Here is a 22,244-nt window from a genome sequence, read left to right as displayed (position 1 = left end):
CATGGGAGTTCTGGGTATCGGCTTCGACCTCGTCGCGGTGTCGGAGTTTGCCGAGCAGCTGAAACGGCCGGGAACGGCTATGCTCGACAACTTCACACCGGGCGAGCGTCGGGACGCCAATACCCGGAGTTCCGATCCGGCAAGACATTTCGCCGCCCGGTGGGCTGCGAAGGAAGCAGTGATCAAAGCTTGGTCCACTGCTCTCTTCGCCAGCCCACCGGTGCTGGGGGAGATGATTCACAATCAGATCGAAGTGGTCTCCGACGCGTGGGGGCGTCCCAGCATCAGGTTGCGCGGCGACGTCGCACAACACCTCACCGACGTGAAGATCCACATTTCACTGACGCACGACGGAGACATGGCCGGCGCATTCGCCGTCATCGAATCGCTCTGACGAGTGGATTAATCGTCGTCGTGGGTGCCAAGACCCTTCGTACGGGATTCCTTCTCCGCAACCTGTAGGTAGGCGCCCATGAGGCGTTTGAGTTCCACAACCGCGTCGGCGTGGCTCTGACCGTCCTGAACCGAGAAGTTCAACATCGAATACACCACGTGTACAAGCACTTCCGCCATCATCATGCGGCGGTCGCGAGGGGAGCGTGGTGTCAGTGGCCCGAGCATTTTGGCGACTGTCTCCGCGAACTGCTTCTCGTGGATGACTCCCGTTGCCCGGGTAGACGGCGTCGACTGCATTGCCAGCCACACCTCACGGCGCGAGGGATCCGACGTCCAGAGACCAGCCATGTGGTCGACGAAGCTGTTGAGGAAACGCAGCCAATCCAGTGACGGCACTTCGCCGCCGAACTGAGCCAGCTCGTGCTGGACGCCGACCAGGTCCTGACGGTTCAATTCGCACACGATGACGTACTTGTTGGCAAAGAACTGATACAGCGTCCCGATGGGGACGTCGGCGCGCGCCGCGACCTCTTCGCACGTGAACGATTCGAAACCGACATCGGTGAGCAGATCCCGAGACGCGGCGAGAAGAGCGTCGAATTTGCGTTGGCTTCGTTCCTGCGTCGGGCGCTTACGCGGAAGCAGTTCCTGAGGTTCCTCATGGTGCGAATTCTCGAGTGCTGGGTCCGGCCGTCGACGTACGCGACTGCGGGTGGATGGCTGCACGGCTTCGAGGCTATCGGGGTTTGTCGCAGAATTTGGTACTTGTGGAATATCCGAGGTCATCGAGTGATCACCTGCCCGACGGCAGACGCGAGAATTGCGCTGCGTCGCTGCGAGTGCTCGAAATCCCACGACGTTGCCACACTCCGATTCTAGGTGACCAAGTGTCCAACTGATGAGAGGGTTGCTGATCGGTGATTCGGGCACACTGAAAAGTGTCATGACGGAGAGGGAGAAGATGACCGAACATTTGCGCGCTGTGGTGTCCACGCTCATGCCCCGTGCCCGAGAAGACCTGACAACGCTGGTGGCTTTGCGATCCGTTGCTGACGCGCGGCAGTTCCCGCCGGAGGAATGCGCGAGTGCGGCGCAGTGGGTTCTGGAAGCTTTCCGAGAGCAAGGATTTGCCGACGTCGAATCGATCGAGACTTCGGACGGTTCCGCTGCGGTCATCGGCTTTCGGCCCGGCCCGGCGGATGCCCCGACGGTTCTCCTCTACTGCCACTACGACGTTCAGCCGCCGGGAAGCGAAGAACTTTGGGAATCGCCACCTTTCACGCTGACCGAGCGGGCGGGACGCTGGTATGGGCGCGGGGCGTCGGACTGCAAAGGCAACGTGGTGATGCATCTGACGGCCTTGCGGGCACTCGCTGCTGCCGGTCTCGAACCAACTGTCGGTGTGAGAATCGTCGCCGAAGGATCGGAAGAGATGGGCACCGGCGGCCTCGAGGATTTGCTCCGGGATCGGCCGGAACTCTTTGCTGCCGACATGATATTGATCGGGGATACGGGCAACACCGAGGTCGGGGCGCCGACGATCACGACGACCCTACGCGGCATGGCCAACGTCGTGGTGCACGTGTCGACGCTCGAGGGTGAGGTTCATTCCGGTGCGTATGGGGGTGCCGCCCCGGATGCCGTTACCGCGTTGGTGCAGATGCTCTCGACTCTCCACGACGAGTACGGAAACACCACCGTCGACGGATTGACCAACGATCAACGCTGGGATGGCGTCGAGTATGGCGAGGATCGGTTTCGGGCTGATGCCGGCGTGCTCGACGGTGTCGGCCTGAGCGGTTCGGGTTCGGTGGCCGAACAGGTGTGGGCTCGTCCAGCGCTCACGATTCTGGGGATCGACTGCCCGCCGGTAGTCGGTTCGGCCGCAGCGATCGCGCCCCGGGCGTCAGCGCGACTCAACTTGCGCGTCCCTCCCGGCACGGATCCCGTCGTCGCGCAGGACCTACTGATCGGACATCTGCTGGCTGCGGCGCCGTGGAATGTCCGAGTGTCGGTTGAACCCGAGTCGACGGGTAAGCCGTTCAGTGCGTCGACGGGCGGGCCGGGATACAAGCAGCTGAGAGCGGCGCTGAGCGGCGCGTACGGCGCTGAAGTCAGGTTTGCCGGACAGGGAGGCTCGATTCCCTTGTGTAACGCGCTCGCAGAGCAGTTCCCCGACGCCGAGATCGCGTTGATCGGCGTCGAGGAACCGCTGTGCCGCATTCACGCCCCGAACGAGAGCGTCGATCCTTCGGAGATCGAAAACCTCGCGCTGGCGGAAGCTCTATTTCTGAGTCGGTTCAGCAGTTAGACCGAAAGGTCGCGTCGTAGCTTTGCGACGTGGCCGGTTGCGCGCACGTTGTACTGGGCCACCTCGATCTTGCCGTCCTCGTCGACGAGGAAGGTGGAACGGATGACGCCCTGGACGGTTTTGCCGTACATCTTCTTCTCGCCGAACGCGCCCCACGCCAGAAGCGTCGTTTTCTCCGGATCGGAGAGAAGCGGGAAAGTCAGTTCCTCGTTGTCGCGGAACTTGGCAAGTTTCGCCGGCTTGTCGGGGGAGATGCCGATGACGTCGAGTCCGGCGCCGTTCAACTCCGCGAGGCTGTCCCGGAAGTCACAGGCCTGCTTGGTGCAGCCGGGGGTGCTGGCGGCGGGGTAGAAGTACACGATGACCTTGCGGCCGCGATAGTCGCTCAGTGAAACTTCGTTGCCATCGGCGTCGGGAAGCGTGAAATCCGGCGCAATGTCGCCGGGGGACAATCTACTGGTCTCGGTCACGAGAACCGAGGTTAGTCGACAAATTGTGCGGCAGGTGGGCGCGAAGGCATTCTGCTCCTCTACGGTAGAACCAAGCGTGGGCGCACGGCACCCACGGAGCAGTACACACAGACAAGATAAGACAAGTTGGAGGACACGTGCCCAGGGACACCGAGAGCATCGAGCGCGAGATCGAGAAGGCGCGCAACCAGCTCGCGAGCACACTCGACGAACTGACGGTCCGTACCAACCCGAAGCGGCTGGTCGAGAACACCAAGTCCGCGGTGCTTGCCAAGCTCAACGAGCCGGCTGTGAAGTACGCACTGATCGCGGTGGGATCCTTCGTCGGACTCCTCGTGGTGCGCAAGATCGTTCGCCGATAAGCGGATCGGAACATGAAGAAGGCCCCCACCTCGATGAGGTGGGGGCCTTCTTGCAAGTGCGCCCACAGGGACTCGAACCCCGGACCCAGTGATTAAGAGTCACTTGCTCTACCAACTGAGCTATAGGCGCTTGCTCTTGCGAGACAGAACATTAGCCGACAGGTTCAGAAGATTGCAAAACGCATGCTCGCAAAGGTGATCGCAATTACATTTCGCGGACCGGTCAGGCGTGCGGCGGACGGAAATTCGGCCAGCCGATCCGTTCCTCGAGTTGCTGTGCCAGCGCCAGAATCGTCAGCTCGCCGTTGGGCCTCGACACCAATTGGACGCTCAGAGGTAATCCGCTTGCGGAAAACCCCGCCGGCACTGCCGCAGCCGGATTTCCGCACACATTCCAGATCGAGCAGTATGCGGCGATGGGCAACGATTTGCGGGCAGCGGACACGAGTCCGGCGCCTTCCAGTTGACCGATCGCGCGGGGCAAGGCGGGAGTTGTCGGGGTCAGGACGACGTCGAAAGTGTCGAACACCTGATTGACGGTGTGCGCGATCCGTTCGCCGCGGCGGTACGCAGCCTTGCCGACGCGACCCGACGACGCGATCCGTCCGATCGAGGACAGGGCGCGGGTTCGTCGTTCGAGGAGGTCGGGTCGATCGACGCGCAACGCCTCATCCCGCACTCCACCGAGAACCTGCGGCAGGAATGATGCTGTCGCATCAGGGTATTCGGGGTCGAACTCCTCGACATGATGACCCAGGGCACTCAGTATTTCTGCGACGGCATGCACTCCGGCAACTACCTCCGGCGCGGGGCTGACGCCGCGGACGGGGCTGCGAGTGGACACGGCAATCCGCAGGGGACTGTGTGTCGACGACAAGGCTTCCGTGAAACTGAGGGGGAGAGGCTCAGCGCGGTAGTCGTCGACGGCGGTCGTGCCGAGGATGGCGTCGTACATCAGCGCGCTGTCGTAAACCGAGCGAGTCAGCGGACCGAGAGTGCCGAGCCCACGCCACAGATTCCGGTTGGGGGCAGTGCTTACGCGACCGCGTTGCGGCTTCAGTCCGAACAGTCCGCAGAACGCGGCCGGTAACCGGATGGAACCGCCGCCGTCGCCGCCAATTGCGCCGGCCACCATGCCCGACGCCACTGCAGCTGCCGATCCGCCGCTCGAACCTCCCGTCGAAATGCCGGTGTCCCAAGGGTTTCGGGTGTATCCATGGGCGGCTGTTTCGGTGAACGGCCAAATCCCGAACTCCGGCATCGTTGTTTTTCCGATGACCACAGCACCGGCGTCTCGTAGGCGTCGCACCACTTCGGAGTCGGCCTTCGCGATTCGAGTGACTGCTGCGCCGCCGTAGGTCGTGGGTGTTCCGGCGACGTCGTTCTCGTCTTTGATGGCGATCGGCACTCCGTGGAGGGGGCCCAATGCTGTTCCGTCGGCCTGATGCTGATCGCGTCGAGCGGCTTCGTTCATCGCCTCGTCGGCAAGTATGCGGGTGAACGCGTTGAGGCTCGGGTTGAGTCGCTCGATCCGTCGGAGAGTATTTTCCGTCAACTCACGTGCGGAGAGTTGGCCGGAGCGAATCAGCTCGGCTTGGCCGACAATGCCGGCAAACGCGAGTTCGGAATCAGGTAGATCAGACATGTTGCTCCAGCCTGTCGGGTTCGCTGGGGAGTGTATTCGACAGGGGCAGACAAAAAAGATCCCCACCTTGTTTCCAAGGTGGGGATCTTTGCAAGTGCGCCCACAGGGACTCGAACCCCGGACCCAGTGATTAAGAGTCACTTGCTCTACCAACTGAGCTATAGGCGCTCGCTCTTGCGAGACAGAACATTAGCCGAAGCGTTCGTCCGGGGGCAAATCGCCTGGTGGGGGAGCCTGATTGGGGTCGATTCCGCAGGGTCCTACGCCTCTGTAGCCGGGCCGAATTGTGTGATGTTGTCGGGATTCGTAACAAAACGTCCGGTTCGAAGCGATTGATACTCGAACGTTACTGTTGGGTGGGCATTTGATGACCGTTGGTAACGAAGTGCCTGGCATCATTGACTTGGCGCAAAATGCTGGTCGGAAATATGTGAAGCGGAGTCGAAGAATGAGTCGTCAGTGGTGGGGTCTGTCCGAACGTGGTGGGGCGGGTCGGGTCTCCAAGGGTGCTGCGTTGATCGCAGCCTCGCTCGGTGCATTGGTCCTCGTGACCGCGTGCACCGCCGGAGGGACGGCGGTCGACGACCAAGGTGCCGCACCGATCGACTCCAATCCGTTGACCGAACTGATCAAGCCGAAAGTCACTTCCTCCGCCGCCGACGGCGCGATCGGATTCTCACCCGGCGACCCGGTACGTATCGATGTTGCCGACGGCACTCTGTCCGAGGTTCGGATGGTCAACCCCAGCGGTGAGCGGGTGGCCGGGGCTATCGCCGCCGACGGTGCATCGTGGACGACTACCGAACCGCTCGGATACAACCGCAAGTACAAGATCGAAGCGCGCGCCTACGGATTGGGTGGAGCGAGCACCACGGTGTCGTCGTTCACCACCAGTGCTCCGGGCAATGTCACCAAGCCGTACGTGATGCCCGGCGAAGACTCCGTCGTCGGCATCGGTCAGCCCATCGCCGTGCAGTTCGACGAGAACATCCCGGACCGCAAGGCCGCCGAGGACGCTATCGCCGTCACCACGACGCCGGCCGTCGAAGGTGCCTTCTACTGGGTCAACAACCGTGAGGTGCGTTGGCGTCCGGAGGCGTACTGGGCCCCGGGCACCAAAGTCGACGTGAAGGTGAACGTCTACGGAAAAGATCTCGGCAAGGGCGTATTCGGTCAGGAAGACGCAACCACGTCCTTCACGATCGGCGATTCAGTCATTGCTATTGCCGACGACAACACCAAGCAGGTCACCTTCGAGGTGAACGGCAAGTCCGTCATGACGATGCCCACGTCCATGGGCAAGGACAGCACTCCCACGGACAACGGCGTCTACATCATCGGTGACCGTCTCGCAGACATGGTGATGGACTCCTCGACCTACGGCGTCCCGGTCACCTCGTCCGAGGGGTACAAGACTCCGGTCCAGTGGGCCACGCGGATGTCCTACAGCGGCATCTTCTTCCACTCGGCACCATGGTCCGTCGGGCAGCAGGGCTACTCCAACACCAGCCACGGCTGCCTCAACCTGAGTCCGTCCAACGCGAAGTGGGTGTACGACAACACCAAACGCGGCGACATCGTCATCGTCAAGAACACGGTGGGCGGCACGCTTTCCGGAACCGACGGCTTGGGTGACTGGAACATCCCGTGGGAGACGTGGAAGGCCGGTAACGCAGACGTCTGAGCGCGTCGTCAGGCCCTGAATGTGAGAAATGCCCCCAGCCGGTTGGCTGGGGGCATTTCGGTGTTCTGGGGGGGTGTGGCCCATGTTGATGGTGTGACGGTGAGCGTTCTGGTGCGAACGGTATGTTCATCGCCTTAGATCGACCGAAAGGTACGTTCGCTCAGGGCGGTGGGTGGTTTTGAAACCAAAAGAACCCCCGGAAATGTCTTTCAACATTTCCGGGGGTTCCCTTTGGGTGAGCGACGGGACTCGAACCCGCGACAGCCAGGATCACAACCTGGTGCTCTACCAACTGAACTACGCCCACCATTGCCTCCGCGACCGGTTTGACCCGGCTGCTTTGACGAAAGAGATACTAGCGCGAAAGTTGGTCAGGAAGCCAATCGGCTGGTCAGGCGGGTCCTAAACCCTCGACGACGGCTGCGATCTCAGCGCTGGACGGTCCGGGCGCGGGGACAAAGGCAGTGCCGCGGTAATACTTGAGTTCGCGAATGGATTCCTTGATGTCGGCCAGCGCGCGGTGCGCGAGACCCTTCTCGGGCTGGCCGAAGTAAATGCGGGGATACCAGCGACGGGAGAGTTCCTTGATGGAACTGACATCGATCATCCGGTAGTGGAGGTACGTGTCCAGGGCCGCCATGTCGCGGGAAATGAATCCGCGGTCGGTGGCGATGGAATTACCTGCCAGGGGAGCGGTTCCGGCGACGGGAACGTGCTTGCGGATGTAGGCGAGCACCTCTTTCTCCGCCTCGGCGAGGGTGACCGTCGACTTGCGCACTTCTTCGGTCAATCCCGATTTGGCGTGCATCTTCCTCACGACGTCGGGCATCGAGGCCAAAGCGTCGTCGTCGGCGTGGATGACGATGTCCACGCCTTCGCCCAAGATGTTCAATTCGCTGTCGGTTACCAGAGCCGCAATCTCGATGAGTTTGTCCGACTCCAGCCGCAGCCCGGTCATTTCACAATCGATCCATACCAATTTGTCCTGCACCAGGAACACAGTAGTGCGCGCGCTCGCGGGATAAGGTCGGCGGTGAAAACTCGACGCGCAAAGATCTTCTTTTCCTACCGCGCAAAGATCTTCTTTCCTACTGCACTGAGGAGGGGCCTGTATGACCGTGGATCCGAAGGACGGCACATTGACGCCGGCAGAGAAGGCGAAGGTGGCGAAGGTTGCTGCTGCCGAGGCTGCGCGTCTTGCCGCTGAAGCTGCTAAAGCGGCCGAGGAAGCCGAGCGGGAGGCTCTCGAGGCTGAAGGTGCAGTGCAGCCGTCGGCTCCGTCGGGTGCTGCCGCCGAGATCGCTGCGGGCTACGCGTCGGAAGGTCGGGCCCTGGAGCTCGGCTCGGTGGTGGTCGACGGTGTTGCCGATCCAGCCGCCCGAGTACGCATCCCGTTGGCCACGATCAATCGTCACGGTCTGATTGCCGGCGCGACCGGTACCGGCAAGACGAAGACTTTGCAGGGGATTGCGGAGCAACTGTCGGCCGCGGGCGTCCCCGTGGTGATGGCCGACGTGAAGGGTGACCTCTCGGGACTGTCGCGGGCGGGGGAGAGCAACGACAAGATCACCGCTCGTGCGGTCGAGACGGGCGACGACGCCTGGACGCCGGCCGGGATGCCGGTGGAATTTCTCTCGCTCGGTACGGGCGGCATCGGAATTCCGGTTCGCGCAACCATCACGAGCTTCGGCCCAATTCTGCTCAGCAAGGTTCTGGGGCTCAACGAGACCCAGGAGTCCACTCTGGGGCTGATCTTCCATTGGGCGGACACTCAGGGCCTCGCATTGCTGGACCTCAAGGACCTGCGCTCGGTTATCGCGCATCTCACCGGCGACGAGGGTAAAGCTGATCTCAAGGGAATCGGCGGAGTATCCACGGCAACCGCGGGCGTGATCCTGCGCGCGCTGGTCAACCTCGAGGCCGATGGCGGCGACACATTCTTCGGTGAGCCGGAACTGGAAACCGAGGATCTGCTGCGCGTCGTCGGCGGCGCCGGCGTGATCACGCTCTTCGAGCTCGGCGCGCAGGCTGCTCGGCCCGCGATGTTCTCCACATTCCTGATGTGGGTGTTGGCCGATCTCTTCCAGACTTTGCCGGAGGAGGGCGATCTGGACAAGCCCAAGCTCGTTTTCATCTTCGACGAAGCGCACCTGCTTTTTGCCGACGCGTCGAAAGCCTTTCTGCAGCAGGTAGAACAGACCGTCAAGCTCATTCGATCCAAGGGTGTCGGCGTGTTCTTCTGCACCCAATTGCCCACGGACATCCCCAATTCGGTTCTGTCGCAACTGGGTGCGCGCGTACAGCATGCGTTGCGTGCGTTCACGCCGGACGATCAGAAGGCGCTCAACAAGACAGTGCGCACGTATCCGAAGACGGAGCACTACGACCTCGAGAAGGCGCTCACCTCCCTCGGTATCGGTGAGGCGATCGTGACGGTGCTCTCGGAGAAGGGTGCGCCGACGCCGGTGGCCTGGACCAAGATTCGCCCGCCGCGTTCCTTGATGGACACCATCGGCAACGACGCCATCAAGGCTGCGGCCGCGTCGAGCCCACTGAATCAGAAGTACGGCCAGACGATTGATCGTGAATCGGCCTACGAAAGGCTGACTGCGAAGGTGGCCGGTGCTCCGACGGCAGATCCGTCGCTGGACCTGCCGCCGCTGCCGGATCTGCCTCCTCCTACGCCGGCGGAACCGGAGGGGCCCAACATGGCCGAGCAGATTCTCGGTAACTCGGCGGTGAAGAGTTTCCTTCGATCGGCGGCATCGGCTGCCGGGCGCGAGATTTCGCGGAGCATCTTCGGTACCGGAAGTCGACGCCGGCGCTGATGTCAGCTCGCTCGCGAGGTCACATTCCGACCTCGCGAGCGAGTAGGTCGTCCATCGACTCGCGCCGGATCAACGGACGTGCGACGCCGCCGAGCACCGCGATCACGGGTGGGCGGCACACGTTGTCGTTTGTCGACGTCATGCTGTGGTGATAGGCACCGGTACCAGGGACTCCCACCAGATCGCCTTCGCGCAGATCTGCGGGGAGCCGGGCGCCGACGGATACGAATGATCTTCCGTCGCTGATGGTTTTGGTGCTCTGTGCCCGATGCAGGGTCACGCCGGCGCGCGCAGCGATGGCCCGTCCGGGCTCGAGTACGATCTTCGGGCGGGGAAACCTGTTGCGTATGCAGGCGTCGTCGAGGGACTCGTCGATGACTCGGGCCAATCGGGTGAGATCGAGCTGCGCGTCGCCGGGTAAGTATGCAATGCCGTGTCCGCCACCGAGATCGAGTTCGGTGAGGATCATGGTGTGAGCGCGGCGGATGTCGGCCATCTGTCCGATCATGGTGCCTATGGCGCTGCGGAAGCGTTCGGGATCGGTGATGTGAGAACCGAGTTGACAGTGCAGACCGATCAAGTGGAGATGCGTTGCGTTTTTTACTGTCGCAACGGTGTCCTCGAATTCCGTGTCTGCGCCGGGAGTTACGTGGATCAGTACTTTCTGCGAACGAGTACACACGGATGCGAGTAGTGCAGCTTCGCTGGGTGAGTCGATGACGATCCGGCCCACGCCGGCGTTGGCGGCAGTTCTGAGCTCCGAGGCAGTTTTTGTATTGCTGTGCAAGATAATTCGGGATGGTTGGACACCCGCAGCGATGGCAATGGACAGCTCGCCGGCAGAGCAGACGCCTACGCCGAGCCCCTCCTCGGACACCCACTTGGCCATCGCTCGAATCATCAGGGCCTTGCCGGCGTACACGATCTCGGAGTCGGGGAAGATTTCCCGATAAGTACGGCAACGGTGCCGCACATCGGACTCGTCGATGACGTAGGTGGGAGTGCCGTATTGGTCGGCGATATCTTCGAGGGCTACGTCGCCGATGCAGATGCGGCCGCTCTGATCGTGGCGAGTGCTGATGGGCCACAACGCAGGATCCAAGCGAGGCGTCATGGCGCCGCGTAAGGACGGGAAGATTTCGAGCAGCGTCACGTCGATCTCCTGAAGGTGACCCGCTGTACTGCGGGGCTAGTTCAGATCTACTCTCGATTCGAAGTGGTCGAGACCCGTCTTGACGGATAGTTGACGCACTACCGAGATAGGTTGACGCGTTCCTGATACAGAGGGTTCAGCTCGATCGCCGCCGCCTCCAGTAGAGCCCGCCTCCGATGGTGAGGAGCGCAACGGCCCCGACTGCGCCGATCACAACGGGTTTGTCGACCCGCACACCAACCGATACCGTTCCACCCGTATCCGGAACATATCCATCGCCGTAGACGGACTCGACGGTTGCCTGGACGTCGAAATCGCTCCGGCTACCCGGAACGCAACCGGATCCCTGGAACTCGGCGTCGACGTCGTAGGGCTTCGAGACGAACATGAGTTGTTCGGTTCCGAGTACGTATCCGGTTCCGCAGGCAGCTGTGCTGGACATGGTCCCCACCGAGGTCACGGAATCGACGTCACCCTTGTAGACGCGGCTGACATCGAACAGATAGGTGTCTTCGAACCCGTCCGAGGATTTCTCGGTCGGAGTTCCGAGGAAGACAGTGCTGGAAACACTCACTGCTTCTTCCGGGGATTCGAAGGAGACACACGAGCAGGCATTCGCCGTCGTAGGTAGCAGTAAGGGCAACCCTCCGGTCAAGAGAAGGATTGCCCCTGCTGCACAGATGCGCCGTATGGCCATTAACCGACTATACGGTCCGTATTGGTCTGAATTAAGAAGTTTGGGTGAATCAGCCGCCAAGCTTCTTGTAGAAGGTGCCCACGATGGGCGCAACTACCGCGCGGGGCGTGTAGCCGCCGGCGACGGACATCGCCTTGCTCAAGATGCCGGGTACGACGCGCATCTTGTTCTCGGCCAGGCCGTCGAGCGACACCTTGGCCGTGTACTCGCTCGAGATCCAGAAGAAGTCCGGAACGAGCTTGTCGACGATGGAGGCTTCGGCCGGGTCCGGAATCTCGGTACGGACGGGGCCGGGGGCGAGGAGCGTGACGTTCACGCCGGTGCCGTTGAGTTCGCCGCGCAGGGATTCCGAGAAGGTGTTTACAAACGCCTTGGTGGCGGCGTAGGTCGCATTGTTGGGGATCGGCATGTTGCCGGCTGCGGATCCGACCATCAGGATGCCACCGGACTTGCGCTCGAGCATGCCGGGCAGCACGGCCAGGGTGAGGTCGTGAACTGCGACGGCGTTGAGTTCGACCTGGGCGCGCTCGTAGGTCGGATCGAGTTCTGCGACCGGCCCGAAGGTGGCGATACCGGCGTTGTTGCACAGGATGCTGATCTCGCGCTTACCGAGCTCTTCGACCAGTACGGCGCGGGCCGCGCTGTCCGAGAGATCGCAGGCGCGGACCTCGACGTCGACGCCGTGCTTGGCGCGAAGCGTCTCGGCGAGACCCTCCATGACATCGCCGCGGCGGGCGACGAGGATCAAGGAGTGTCCGCGGGATGCCAGATCAGTGGCCAGTGCCTCTCCGATGCCGGAGGAGGCGCCGGTCACGACGGCGCGGGCTGTGGTGGTGGGTGTCGGCAGGCTCACGATCAGTCAGCGTAGTCGGTCAGATCTTCGCGGCCAGCCGTGTGCCCTGTTCGATGGCACGCTTCGCGTCGAGTTCACCGGCCACGTCGGCGCCGCCGATGACGTGGGTGGCGACTCCGGCGACGGTCAGTTCGTCGACCAGATCGCGTACCGATTCCTGGCCGGCGCAGATGACGATGGTGTCGACCTCGAGGAGTCGGGGCTTCTCGTGCTTCTCACCGAAGGTGATGTGCAGACCGGCGTCGTCGATGCGCTCGTAGTTGACGCCCGAGAGTTCGTGGACACCCTTGTTCTTGAGGGCGGCGCGGTGCACCCAGCCGGTTGTCTTACCCAGTCCGGCACCGATGCGTCCGGGCTTGCGTTGGAGGAGGTACACCTCCCGCTCGGAGAGTTCGGGGACGGGTGTGGTGAGTGCGCCCGGAGCCATCTCGGGTTCGGTGACGCCCCATTCCTGCTTCCACTCCTTGAGGTGCAGGGTGGGAGAGGTTGGGTGAGTAAGGAATTCGCTCACGTCGACGCCGATGCCGCCGGCACCGATCACTGCAACGGTCTTGCCGACGGGCTTGCCTTCGCGAACCACCTCGGCGTAGGTGAGGACCTTGGGGTTGTCGATGCCGGGGATGCCCGGAACACGTGGTGTGACGCCGGTGGCGACTACCACCTCGTCGAACGATCCGATGAGATCAGCCGGGGTAACACGTGTTTCGAGCTTGACGTCGACGCCGGCGAGTTCGAGTTGGCGCGTGTAGTAGCGGATGGTCTCGGCAAACTCTTCTTTCCCAGGGATCAACTGCGCGATCCCGAACTGGCCGCCGATCTTGTCCGAACCTTCGAACAGTGTGACCGAGTGGCCGCGTTGGGCGAGGTTCAGTGCGGCCGAGAGTCCAGCCGGCCCCGCTCCGACTACAGCCAGGTACTTGGTGCGACGGGTCGGGGAAAGGATGAGCGTCGTTTCACGCCCGGCACGCGGATTGAGCAGGCAGGAAACATGTTTGCGCACAAAAGCGTGGTCGAGGCAGGCCTGATTGCAGGCGATGCAGGTATTGATTTCGTCGGACGCGTCTCGCTGTGCCTTGTTCACCCAGTTGGGGTCGGCGAGCATCGGGCGGGCCATGGAGATCAGTTGTGCGTCGCCGCGGGTGAGAATTTCCTCGGCGGTTTCGGGCATGTTGATGCGGTTGGACGCGACAACCGGAATGCTGACGTGCTTTTCGAGTTTGCCGGTGATGTCGACAAACGCGGCCCGGGGCACCGACGTCACGATGGTGGGCACACGTGACTCGTGCCAGCCGATGTCGGTATTGATGATAGTGGCGCCGGCAGATTCGATTTCCTGTGCCAGAGTGACGATTTCATCCCACGTCTGACCGCCTTCGACCAGATCAGCCATCGACAGGCGGAATATGATGATGAAATTCGGGCCGACGGCGCTACGAGTGCGTCGAACGATTTCGACGGCCATCCGTCGACGGTTCTCGGAGCTACCGCCCCACTGATCCTTGCGTTTGTTGGTGCGCTCACACAGGAACTGGTTGATGAAATAACCTTCGCCGCCCATGATTTCGACGCCATCGTATCCGGCGGACTGGGCAAGGCGGGCGCAGCGAACGTAGTTGCGGATCTGCCAGCGCACTCCGCGATCGGTCAGCTTGCGCGGGCGGAACGGATTGATAGGGGCCTTGATCGACGACGCCGAGACGCTGAACGGTTGGTAGCTGTACCGGCCGGCGTGCAGGATCTGCATCGCGATCTTTCCGCCGGCATCGTGCACTGCCTTGGTAATCCGTCGATGTCGACGTGCCTCGACGCGGTTGGTGAGCTTTGCTCCGAAGGGGAGCAGCCAGCCGGTGCGGTTGGGGGCGTAGCCGCCGGTGATGATCAATCCCGTTCCGCCGCGCGCACGTTCGGCAAAATACTCGGCCAAGCGATCCGTGTCCTTCGCTCGGTCTTCGAGGCCGGTGTGCATGGAACCCATGACGACGCGGTTCTTCAACGTCGTGAACCCGAGGTCGAGGGGTTCGAACAGGAGTGGAAATTGGGTGCTCGTCATCGCTGGGGGTGTCCTTTGCTCGGGAGTGCATCCAGAATTTCCTGGCACCAGTCCGTGAAGCCTTCTTCGACGCGGATGCCGCCACGAAGAACCAGATACTGGCGCAGGGGAGAGCCGGAAAGGGCTGCCGGATTGGGGAAGTCGCGCTTCTCGATCAGTCGGTAGACGTCGAGTCGAGCGGCGTGGCCGTCGCGGTAGCGGATGACCTCATCTCTCAGTGCCGGAATATCAGGGTCGGTTGCGGCGCGGATTTTGACCGCCAACTCGCTGCGCAGGTGGCTGGGTTCGGACGGTTCGGCAATCCAGCGCGTCAACTCGGCGCGGCCGGCCTCCGAGGCTCGATACACCTTCTTGTCGGGGCGACCGTCTTGCGTCACGGTCTCGACATCGACCCAGCCGGCCTCGTCCATTCGTTTGAGGACTCGGTAGATCTGCTGGTGCGACGCGCTGTGGAAGAAGCCGATGGATTTGTCGAACCTGCGCGTGAGGTCGTATCCCGACGCGTCCTGCTCGGTCAATGAGGCGAGGATCGCGTGTTCGAGGGCCATGCACAAAAGTATGTATGCAACGAGGTGCGTATGCAACTAGGTGAGTAGAAACTTCGGCCTGTGCGGTGGCTCACGCTCGCATAGGCTCGCGTCCATGAGCGCAGAACCGGCTGTGGGACCCGCCGATCAGTTGCCCGCCGGAATCGGCGGCGCGGCAAAACGGAGTCAGGTGTTTGCGTGGGGCCTGTGGGACTGGGGGTCGGCGGCCTTCAATGCGGTCATCCTGACGTTTGTCTTCTCGGTGTACCTGACCGATGCGGTCGGCGACGATCTGCCCGGTTCGATCTCGGCGAGTTCGTGGCTCGGCTGGTCGCTCGGTATCGCCGGTTTCTTCATCGCTGTTCTGGCACCGATATCGGGCCAGAGATTCGACGCCACGGGCCGCCGAAAACTATCGCTGGCAGTTCTCACCGGGCTGACGGTTCTGTCGATGGCCGGACTGTACTTCGTGCAGGACTCGTATCACTACCTGTGGCTGGGACTGGTGCTGCTGGCCGTTGGTTCGGTCATCTTCGAGTTGGCCGGAGTTCCGTACAACGCGATGATGCGTCAGGTGTCCACTCCCGAAAATATCGGTCGGGTTTCCGGCTTCGGTTGGGCTATGGGTTATTTCGGTGGCATCGTGCTGCTACTCCTGTGCTACTTCGGGTTCATAGTCGGCGACGGTGATACTCGCGGTTTCCTGGGCTTGACGACGGACGGCGGACTCAACATCCGCCTGGTGGCGCTGCTCGCGGCAGTGTGGTTTGCAGTCTTCGCCATCCCCGTTTTCCTCAAGGTTCCCGAACTCCCCACCCCGGATGCGGACCCCGGCGCTGCGAAGGCTGGATTCCGGGACTCCTATCGAGTGCTGTGGCGGGACTTGCGGGAACTGTGGACGGTAGACCGCCGCACCATTTACTTCCTGATCGCGAGTGCGCTGTTCCGCGACGGGTTGGCCGGTGTATTCACTTTCGGCGCTGTTCTGGCAGTGAACGTCTACGGGATTGCGGCAGCGGATGTCCTGCTGTTCGGTGTGGCCGCCAACGTGATCGCGGCCGTGGGCGCTTTGGTTGCCGGCCGGTTCGACGACAGGATCGGACCTAAGACGGTGATCACGGTGTCGCTGGCGTCGATGATCGTGGTCGGATCGGTACTGATCGCCGTATCGGGGCCGTTGATGTTCTGGATCTTCGGTCTCGCGCTGTGTCTCTTTGTCGGACCGGCACAATCGTCGTCCCGTACGTTTCTGGCCCGCATCACGCCGCCGGGACGCGAAGGTCAACTATTCGGTCTCTATGCGACGACGGGGCGTGCGGTGTCCTTCCTGGCGCCGACGCTGTTCGGATTCTTCGCCTGGGCCTTTGGCGCTGATCGAGCCGGAATCGTCGGGTTGGTTCTTGTACTGGCGCTCGGATTGGCGGCGCTGATGGCGGTGAAGTCGCCGGAACAGGACGTGTCGAACAGCTGAATATCCCCCTTATCGCCGTGCTCGGCTGCTATTAGTAGTTGTTGTCGGGCAAACCAGGGGGAGTGGCGAATGTCTGTACGTAGCCTGATCACAGTGGTGCTCGGGACTGTGATAGCAGTAGGCCTTGTTGCTCCCAGCGCTTCAGCGTTGCCACCCGGCGGTGGGCCACTCGGCGTCGAGTGGACAGCCGATGCGGATGGTCCCCAACAGTATCCGGGCGTCAACGTTCAATGGGATGTGCCGATCACCATGAGCGACGGAGTGGTGCTCAAGGCGAATGTCTACCGGCCGGCCGACGCGTCGGGTGCGGCCGTCGATACCAAGACGCCCACCATTGTGAACATGACGCCGTACACGAAATTGGTGTCGGCATTGGCCAACGCGGCGTTTTCTCTTCCGGAAATCGAAGCTCCGCTGATGAAATTCGTGGATGAGTTGAACCTGTCCGGTACGCCGGTTACCGGACTGCAAGATTTGGCCGAAGTAGTTACCGGAGGCGGCCTGCGCACCTTCACGGTTGATCAGAGCCTGATCCGGAGCGGTTACAGCCAGGTGGTTGTCGACGTCCGCGGTACGGGCTTCTCCCAAGGCACATGGCAGGTGCTGCAGCAGCGTGAGCAGCAGGACACAGTGGAGGTCATCGACTGGGCGAGCAGTCAGAGCTGGTCCGACGGCGATGTCGGCATGAGTGGCGTGTCGTACTCGGGGATCAATCAAATTTATGCGGCAAGTGAACAACCGCCCGCGCTCAAGGCGATTTTCCCGGTGGAACCAGGCGGAGACGTTCTCCGTGACGTCGTCGCTCCCGGGGAGGTATCGGAATCGGGTTCATGCCCGTGTGGCTCGCGGCGGTGAACGGAACCAAATGGCTGCCGAATGTGCAGTCGATGCTCGACGGGACTTTCGACTGGACCTGGCTCGCGGACCGGCAGGCCGATCCGATGACATTTGTGGGATTGCTCCTCAACGCGCTGACCGTCCCGAGTATTGCGGACATCACTCCGGACCTGAAAGACCTTCTGGAGAGCAATAGTTCATTGCGGCAAGACTTGATTTCGCATCCGGAGAACATCAACGTGCCGACGATGGTTTACGGCGGCTGGCATGACATCTTCACCAACAGCGAGCCCAAGATCTACAACGCAATTCCGTTGCCGCCCGGTCAGAAGCAACTCATCATGGGCGATACCTACCACCTGAATTTCGGATCCGGGTTCGGCGGGGAGGGCGCTCCGCCTCGCCTGGATGTGCTGCAGCGGGCCTGGTTCGATCACTGGCTCAAGGGAATCGACAACGGAATCAACACCTTCGGTCCGGTAACCCTCTACCAGCAGGGCGGCGGATGGACCACGACAGATCAGTTCCCGCGCGCCGGAATGAGTTACCAGCGTGTGTATCTCGGCGCGCAATCGAGCGGAACGAGTCCGGGGAGTGCGCACGACGGCAGTCTTACAGCGCAGGCGCCCGGGGACTCCGCCACGCTGACGGTTGCGCCGGGCATGGCGACGGTATGTTCACGCGATTCAGCGCAGGAATCGATGGGTATCGTGGCGATTCTGGATATGTGTGCCAAAGATGCCCGTTTCAGCGAACGTGACGCGCTCAGCTTCACCAGTGCGCCCGTCGATGAACCGACCGAGATCTCGGGAGCAGTGAACCTGCATCTCAATACCTCGTTGGACACGACCGACGGATATTGGACCGCGACGCTCAACGACGTGGCGCCCGACGGAACTTCGCGCGTGATCACCAGCGGTCAACTCACGTCGTCGCTACGCGCCGTGGATGATTCGAAAAGCGTGAAATCGGCCAACGGTGACTACATCGATCCGTACTACATCCTCGATCTGGATTCGCGTCAGCCGATCGTCCCCGGCCGGCCCACAGCTCTCGACGTGGGCCTGGCCGCGACGGACGCGATACTTCAATCGGGTCACCGGGTGCGAATTGACGTGTACGCGAGCAACTTCCCCAAAGGGATGCTGCTGCGTCCACTGCTCAACGAGAGCCAACTGGCACCCCAGCACCTCGTGCTCGACCCCACTGCGCCGAGCTTCGTGAATATCCCGGTCAGCCGGCCGATTCGATGATCGTCAGTCCTTGAAGTAGACGAGCTGGTGGGTGGTGGCGAGCAATTCGCCGTCACTGCCCCACAATTCGCCGCTCTGATCGAAATAGCCCTTGCCGAAACGCTGGGTGCGCGCCGTTCCGAGAACTGCGCGATCACCTTGCGTCGTCAAGGCAGCGGCGTCGGCGTGGAAGTAGATGGTCAGCGACACCGTTCCGGCCGGTGCCATCTTTCCGCGGCGCAAGAAGACTCGCGGAAAGAACACGTCGCACAACGAGGTCAAAGACGTGAAGTCCAGCGGCCGGGACAGAGCGTCGCGTACCCACAGCGTCGACACCGAATCGGGATGTTCGACGGCGTCCAGTTCGGGGATCGCGCCCTCGACAAATCGCATCTCGTAGTTTTGTGCCCAGGCGATGAACTCAGGGAAGGGTTGCACGGCAACATCTTCTGCGGCCGGAACGGCGGGCATCGCGATCTCCGTGGAATCCCACGTCTCGCGGCGGAGTCCGAATACAGCGGTGGCCGTGGTCGCGACCGTGCCATCCTGGGTGAGTTCGATGGACCAGTGCTGAGTTGCTCGATTGGTTCGCACCGGCCGCGCGGTGATCTCGAAGGCACCTTCGGTGATGGGGCCGGCAAAGTTGACGGTCAGAGACAGCGGTTGGCCCAAGCATTCGGGGTGGCGTTGCACCGACTCGAGAAGCGTGGCGGAGGTAATGCCGCCGAACGGACCCACCATGTTGTTGTATGCGGGGCTGGTGTGCCCGGTGGACAACCCCGGTGTCAGCGATTCCAGCTCAACGGCGGCGTCGAAGGGATGTAGAGATGTAGCTGTCTCGGTCACGACAAACTCCTGACGATGAAATCAACACGGTTTTATGTATGACAACCTACATAGAGTTAGAGGTAGGGCCTAGTTCAGGATCCCGCTCGTCGAATAATTGCGGCAGACAATTCCTCGGCGCGTTCTTCGGGAATCCAATGACTGCCGCCGTCCAGAACAACAAACTCGTACGGGGCGTCCACGAACTCGCCGCACCGCTGCGCGCCGGCTCGGCCCAGTGCGGAATCGCCCGTGCTCCAGACATAGGTGGTCGGCACAGTCGTCGGCTTGATGTCGCCGAAATCGCGGGTCATGGCGCGGTACCAGTTCAGCGCGCCGGTCAGGGCGCCCTCCCCGCTGAGAACATCGATGTGCGCCTCCGCGAACTCCGGATCGATCTGACCGTCGAACATTGCACGTAGCCGTCGGAAGTTGTCCTCCGACAACACTTCCTCCGCTTTGCCTTCCTGGCGTAGCAGTCCGATGTATGACGAGCGCTGCTTCTGATCGGCGTCCTCGCGCAGCGCCCATCCGAAAGCCGTCGGGTGTGGAACGGACACGGCAGTGAGGCTGCGGATCCGGCCCGGATGGCGGCCGGCCACCTGCCAGGCGACTGCAGAACCCCAGTCGTGACCCACCAGATGGGCGTCGGGAATCGCCAGGGCGTCGAGAAGTCCGACGACGTCCGCGACCAAGTGTTCGATCCGATACGCATCTACGCCCTCAGGACGAGCACCGGATGAGTATCCGCGTTGATTCGGAGCGATGACACGGTATCCGGCGGCTGTCAGCAATGGTGTGACCTTTCCCCACGACGCTGCGCTCTCGGGGAAACCATGCAGTGCTACCAGCGGAATTCCGTCGTCCGGACCGGAAATCAGGACGTCGAAAGTGAGATCGCCGACGGGAATCTGAAACGTATTCGTGGAGGACATGCTGCCCACGGTACGGCGAAAGCCTGCACCTGACGTCAACTTCGAGATGGATTCCAGGTAGCCATTCCGAGCATGATCAAGCGCAGCTGCTTTTCGGCGCGGCCGATCACCGCGTCCTCGCTGCGGTGTCCTGCCGAACCGGCATCCAGGAGTTCGACGATGGTGGTGAACATGGCCCCGACTATCAAATCGGCTGCCATCTCGAGGTCCGGATCTTGCCAACCTTCCAGACCGACGATACGAGAGAGGTCGACGGTCAGTTCGCTGACGAACAATCGCATCTCGGTGTTGATGGCGCGTCGTACTTCGCTGACACCTCCGTACCGTTCGCGGCAGAGGAATCGGAATTGCCGTTCGTGGGTATGCACCTGGCGCACAAGGATATCGAGTGAAGCTGCCGCGTCCTGTGCGCTGTGGTTGCGTCTCGCGTCGCGCAGCATCTGGCGGAGCATCCGCATGCTTTCTTCGACCAGTGCAACGCCGAGGTCCTCCATCGACGCAAAATGCCGATAGAACGCGGTGGGGACGATTCCGGCTTCGCGAGCTACCTCGCGCAAGCTGATTCCGGAGAAGCCACGATCGGCGAGGAGGTCCATCGCTGTATCGAGAAGGGCTTGGCGGGTGCGTTCCTTCTTTGCCGCTCTGCTTTCCGGTGCTTCGTGTGGCGATGGTGCCGCTCCGGCCTTGGTCACGATGTCGAGTCTAGGTATCGGCATTCGACATCCTCTCAGTGACTGGAGTGACGCGAGTCACATTGTTGTTGACATGTTCCTGTGTCTACCTGTCACACTATAGTCAGTGAACAATCGTGCACTGAAATCTTCTACTCGAGGAGCGTCATGACGATCGCATCAGCTCCGAAGGCTATTGCCAAGCGTGGATTGTCTTTGATCGGACTCGTCGAGGCTATGGCGGCGCCACATCAGATCGACCGCTACCTCGAGCTGGTCAATCCCATGGCAACGGTGCGGGACCTACGCGCTCAGGTGGTGGCCGTCGACTATCCGGTTGCTGACTCCGTCACCCTGACCTTGCGCCCGACCCGGCAGTGGAGAGGTTTCAGCGCCGGACAGTTTGTGCAGGTAGGCGTCGTGATTGACGGAGTCCGTCATACCCGCTGCTACTCGCCCGCCGGCAGCGCATCCACGCGCAATGGGCTGATTGAACTGACCGTCAAGGCTCAGCCGGACGGCCTGGTCTCGCAGCATCTACATCGGAATGCTCAACCCGGATTGGTCGTCAGCCTTTCGCAGGCCGACGGCGTATTTCAGCTCCCGACGCCAAGGCCGGACCGGGTACTTCTCATCAGCGGTGGCAGCGGAATCACTCCCGTGATGTCGATGCTGCGGACGCTGGTCGACGACGGGCATGCCGGTGAAATTGTGTTCGTGCACTACGTGAACACCGACAAGGATGTGGCCTACCTACCTCAGTTGAAGTCACTGGCCGCTAAGAATTCCAGCGTCAAACTGGTACTCGTGTACACCGAAACCGGCGGGGGAGACCTCGAAGGATTCTTCGATCGCGGGCACCTCGACGCCGTAGCCCCCTGGATTGTCGATCCGAAGGTAAACGATGCCCAGGCTTTTCTGTGCGGTCCGCCCGGACTCATGCGCGGCGTGCGCGAGGTATTCCGCGACGTCGGCGTCGAGCATCTGCTCAATACCGAGGAGTTCGCCCCAGCTGTAGTCGAACCCGGAGAGGTTGGCGGCCAGGTGTCTTTTACCAAAAGTGCTGTCGCAGCCGAGAACTCCGGAAGAACTCTCCTCGAGCAGGCCGAAGCGGCAGGTCTGACGCCGGAATACGGCTGCCGGATGGGAATCTGCTTCTCCTGCACTTCTGTCAAGAAGGCGGGCCGCACACGAAACATTCGCACCGGTGAGACCGACGACGAGCCGGACAAGAAGATCCAGCTCTGCGTCAGTGCTCCCGTCGGCGATGTCACCGTCGAAATCTGAACGCACTACA

At 61.8% G+C, this 22,244-nt stretch carries 19 protein-coding genes, 3 tRNA genes and 1 pseudogene; 8 read left to right on the top strand and 15 right to left on the bottom strand.

The window, feature by feature from the left end; genetic code table 11:
• Position 1: 1 nt before the first annotated feature.
• Positions 2-394, top strand: coding sequence for a holo-ACP synthase AcpS (gene acpS, locus BDB13_RS24045; protein WP_094274017.1), 393 nt, complete (start codon positions 2-4; stop codon positions 392-394).
• A gap of 8 nt (positions 395-402) precedes the next feature.
• On the opposite strand, the gene BDB13_RS24040 is transcribed toward acpS, so the two are convergent.
• Positions 403-1,122, bottom strand: a complete 720-nt coding sequence (locus BDB13_RS24040) for a TetR family transcriptional regulator (protein ID WP_094274016.1) — start codon at positions 1,120-1,122, stop codon at positions 403-405.
• A 235-nt stretch (positions 1,123-1,357) separates the two neighbouring features.
• Between BDB13_RS24040 and BDB13_RS24035 the strand changes: the two genes are divergently transcribed.
• On the top strand, positions 1,358-2,707 hold the full coding sequence (locus tag BDB13_RS24035; protein WP_094275161.1) for a dipeptidase: 1,350 nt from the start codon (positions 1,358-1,360) through the stop codon (positions 2,705-2,707).
• Here the strand turns inward: BDB13_RS24035 and bcp are convergent.
• On the bottom strand, positions 2,704-3,177 hold the full coding sequence (bcp, locus tag BDB13_RS24030) for a thioredoxin-dependent thiol peroxidase (protein ID WP_094274015.1): 474 nt from the start codon (positions 3,175-3,177) through the stop codon (positions 2,704-2,706). The two genes, BDB13_RS24035 and bcp, sit on opposite strands and share 4 nt — an antisense overlap.
• A gap of 137 nt (positions 3,178-3,314) precedes the next feature.
• Here bcp and BDB13_RS24025 point away from each other — a divergent pair, with 137 nt between their 5' ends.
• Positions 3,315-3,539, top strand: a complete 225-nt coding sequence (locus BDB13_RS24025) for a DUF3618 domain-containing protein (protein WP_094274014.1) — start codon at positions 3,315-3,317, stop codon at positions 3,537-3,539.
• Positions 3,540-3,596: 57 nt separating this feature from the next.
• Here the strand turns inward: BDB13_RS24025 and BDB13_RS24020 are convergent.
• The 3 genes from BDB13_RS24020 to BDB13_RS24010 form a co-directional block, all read right to left on the bottom strand.
• A tRNA-Lys gene (locus tag BDB13_RS24020) sits at positions 3,597-3,669 on the bottom strand.
• A gap of 93 nt (positions 3,670-3,762) precedes the next feature.
• Positions 3,763-5,184 (bottom strand): amidase, encoded by a 1,422-nt coding sequence (locus BDB13_RS24015; RefSeq protein ID WP_094274013.1) that lies wholly within the window; start codon positions 5,182-5,184, stop codon positions 3,763-3,765.
• 95 nt (positions 5,185-5,279) lie between these two features.
• Positions 5,280-5,352 (bottom strand) — tRNA-Lys (locus BDB13_RS24010).
• Between the two features lie 280 nt (positions 5,353-5,632).
• On the opposite strand from BDB13_RS24010, the gene BDB13_RS24005 reads away from it, so the two are divergent.
• Positions 5,633-6,868, top strand: a complete 1,236-nt coding sequence (locus BDB13_RS24005; RefSeq protein ID WP_094274012.1) for a L,D-transpeptidase — start codon at positions 5,633-5,635, stop codon at positions 6,866-6,868.
• A gap of 234 nt (positions 6,869-7,102) precedes the next feature.
• Here BDB13_RS24005 and BDB13_RS24000 read toward each other — a convergent pair.
• Both BDB13_RS24000 and orn read right to left on the bottom strand, forming a co-directional pair.
• Positions 7,103-7,175: transfer RNA gene (locus BDB13_RS24000), tRNA-His, on the bottom strand.
• A gap of 84 nt (positions 7,176-7,259) precedes the next feature.
• Positions 7,260-7,859 (bottom strand): oligoribonuclease, encoded by a 600-nt coding sequence (gene orn / locus BDB13_RS23995; RefSeq protein ID WP_094275160.1) that lies wholly within the window; start codon positions 7,857-7,859, stop codon positions 7,260-7,262.
• A 121-nt stretch (positions 7,860-7,980) separates the two neighbouring features.
• Between orn and BDB13_RS23990 the strand changes: the two genes are divergently transcribed.
• Positions 7,981-9,696 (top strand): helicase HerA-like domain-containing protein, encoded by a 1,716-nt coding sequence (locus BDB13_RS23990; protein WP_094274011.1) that lies wholly within the window; start codon positions 7,981-7,983, stop codon positions 9,694-9,696.
• Between the two features lie 19 nt (positions 9,697-9,715).
• On the opposite strand, the gene BDB13_RS23985 is transcribed toward BDB13_RS23990, so the two are convergent.
• The 5 genes from BDB13_RS23985 to BDB13_RS23965 all read right to left on the bottom strand — a co-directional run bounded on the left by BDB13_RS23985 (position 9,716) and on the right by BDB13_RS23965 (position 14,997).
• Positions 9,716-10,849 carry a diaminopimelate decarboxylase family protein gene (locus BDB13_RS23985; protein ID WP_094274010.1) on the bottom strand — a complete coding sequence of 378 codons (1,134 nt, stop codon included), beginning with the start codon at positions 10,847-10,849 and terminating at the stop codon, positions 9,716-9,718.
• Positions 10,850-10,985: 136 nt separating this feature from the next.
• Positions 10,986-11,546: a hypothetical protein gene (locus BDB13_RS23980; RefSeq protein ID WP_254922937.1), complete on the bottom strand. Its 561-nt coding sequence runs from the start codon at positions 11,544-11,546 to the stop codon at positions 10,986-10,988.
• Between the two features lie 49 nt (positions 11,547-11,595).
• Positions 11,596-12,399 (bottom strand): mycolate reductase, encoded by an 804-nt coding sequence (cmrA, locus tag BDB13_RS23975; protein ID WP_094274008.1) that lies wholly within the window; start codon positions 12,397-12,399, stop codon positions 11,596-11,598.
• 19 nt (positions 12,400-12,418) lie between these two features.
• Positions 12,419-14,449, bottom strand: coding sequence for an NADPH-dependent 2,4-dienoyl-CoA reductase (locus BDB13_RS23970; protein WP_094274007.1), 2,031 nt, complete (start codon positions 14,447-14,449; stop codon positions 12,419-12,421).
• Complete coding sequence (locus BDB13_RS23965) at positions 14,446-14,997, bottom strand: PadR family transcriptional regulator (RefSeq protein WP_094274006.1); 552 nt, start codon at positions 14,995-14,997, stop codon at positions 14,446-14,448. The genes BDB13_RS23970 and BDB13_RS23965 overlap by 4 nt, the downstream gene beginning before the upstream one ends.
• 94 nt (positions 14,998-15,091) lie before the next feature.
• Between BDB13_RS23965 and BDB13_RS23960 the strand changes: the two genes are divergently transcribed.
• Positions 15,092-16,447, top strand: a complete 1,356-nt coding sequence (locus BDB13_RS23960) for an MFS transporter (protein WP_094274005.1) — start codon at positions 15,092-15,094, stop codon at positions 16,445-16,447.
• A gap of 69 nt (positions 16,448-16,516) precedes the next feature.
• Positions 16,517-18,537 (top strand): annotated as a pseudogene (locus BDB13_RS23955) (CocE/NonD family hydrolase).
• A gap of 3 nt (positions 18,538-18,540) precedes the next feature.
• Here BDB13_RS23955 and BDB13_RS23950 read toward each other — a convergent pair.
• The 3 genes from BDB13_RS23950 to BDB13_RS23940 form a co-directional block, all read right to left on the bottom strand.
• Positions 18,541-19,362: an acyl-CoA thioesterase gene (locus BDB13_RS23950; protein WP_094274004.1), complete on the bottom strand. Its 822-nt coding sequence runs from the start codon at positions 19,360-19,362 to the stop codon at positions 18,541-18,543.
• A 74-nt stretch (positions 19,363-19,436) separates the two neighbouring features.
• Positions 19,437-20,276, bottom strand: coding sequence for an alpha/beta fold hydrolase (locus BDB13_RS23945; RefSeq protein WP_094275159.1), 840 nt, complete (start codon positions 20,274-20,276; stop codon positions 19,437-19,439).
• Between the two features lie 35 nt (positions 20,277-20,311).
• On the bottom strand, positions 20,312-20,992 hold the full coding sequence (locus BDB13_RS23940) for a TetR family transcriptional regulator (RefSeq protein WP_094274003.1): 681 nt from the start codon (positions 20,990-20,992) through the stop codon (positions 20,312-20,314).
• A gap of 123 nt (positions 20,993-21,115) precedes the next feature.
• Here BDB13_RS23940 and BDB13_RS23935 point away from each other — a divergent pair, with 123 nt between their 5' ends.
• Positions 21,116-22,234 carry a ferredoxin reductase gene (locus tag BDB13_RS23935; protein ID WP_094274002.1) on the top strand — a complete coding sequence of 373 codons (1,119 nt, stop codon included), beginning with the start codon at positions 21,116-21,118 and terminating at the stop codon, positions 22,232-22,234.
• Positions 22,235-22,244: the final 10 nt, after the last annotated feature.

The sequence above is a fragment of the Rhodococcus sp. OK302 genome, assembly GCF_002245895.1.
In the GTDB taxonomy this organism is placed as follows: domain Bacteria; phylum Actinomycetota; class Actinomycetes; order Mycobacteriales; family Mycobacteriaceae; genus Rhodococcus_F.
The sequence above is the reverse complement of the archived record's forward strand: the minus strand, read 5'-3'. Positions and strand labels throughout refer to the sequence as shown.

Excerpts from the sequence above, each read along its gene's own strand:
- acpS (WP_094274017.1), top strand. The coding sequence starts at position 2 with ATGGGAGTTCTGGGTATCGGCTTCGACCTCGTCGCGGTGTCGGAGTTT.
- BDB13_RS24035 (WP_094275161.1), top strand. The coding sequence starts at position 1,358 with ATGACCGAACATTTGCGCGCTGTGGTGTCCACGCTCATGCCCCGTGCC.
- BDB13_RS24015 (WP_094274013.1), bottom strand. The coding sequence starts at position 5,184 with ATGTCTGATCTACCTGATTCCGAACTCGCGTTTGCCGGCATTGTCGGC.
- BDB13_RS24005 (WP_094274012.1), top strand. The coding sequence starts at position 5,633 with ATGAGTCGTCAGTGGTGGGGTCTGTCCGAACGTGGTGGGGCGGGTCGG.
- BDB13_RS23990 (WP_094274011.1), top strand. The coding sequence starts at position 7,981 with ATGACCGTGGATCCGAAGGACGGCACATTGACGCCGGCAGAGAAGGCG.
- BDB13_RS23980 (WP_254922937.1), bottom strand. The coding sequence starts at position 11,546 with ATGGCCATACGGCGCATCTGTGCAGCAGGGGCAATCCTTCTCTTGACC.
- BDB13_RS23970 (WP_094274007.1), bottom strand. The coding sequence starts at position 14,449 with ATGACGAGCACCCAATTTCCACTCCTGTTCGAACCCCTCGACCTCGGG.
- BDB13_RS23965 (WP_094274006.1), bottom strand. The coding sequence starts at position 14,997 with ATGGCCCTCGAACACGCGATCCTCGCCTCATTGACCGAGCAGGACGCG.
- BDB13_RS23960 (WP_094274005.1), top strand. The coding sequence starts at position 15,092 with ATGAGCGCAGAACCGGCTGTGGGACCCGCCGATCAGTTGCCCGCCGGA.
- BDB13_RS23945 (WP_094275159.1), bottom strand. The coding sequence starts at position 20,276 with ATGTCCTCCACGAATACGTTTCAGATTCCCGTCGGCGATCTCACTTTC.
- BDB13_RS23940 (WP_094274003.1), bottom strand. The coding sequence starts at position 20,992 with ATGCCGATACCTAGACTCGACATCGTGACCAAGGCCGGAGCGGCACCA.
- BDB13_RS23935 (WP_094274002.1), top strand. The coding sequence starts at position 21,116 with ATGACGATCGCATCAGCTCCGAAGGCTATTGCCAAGCGTGGATTGTCT.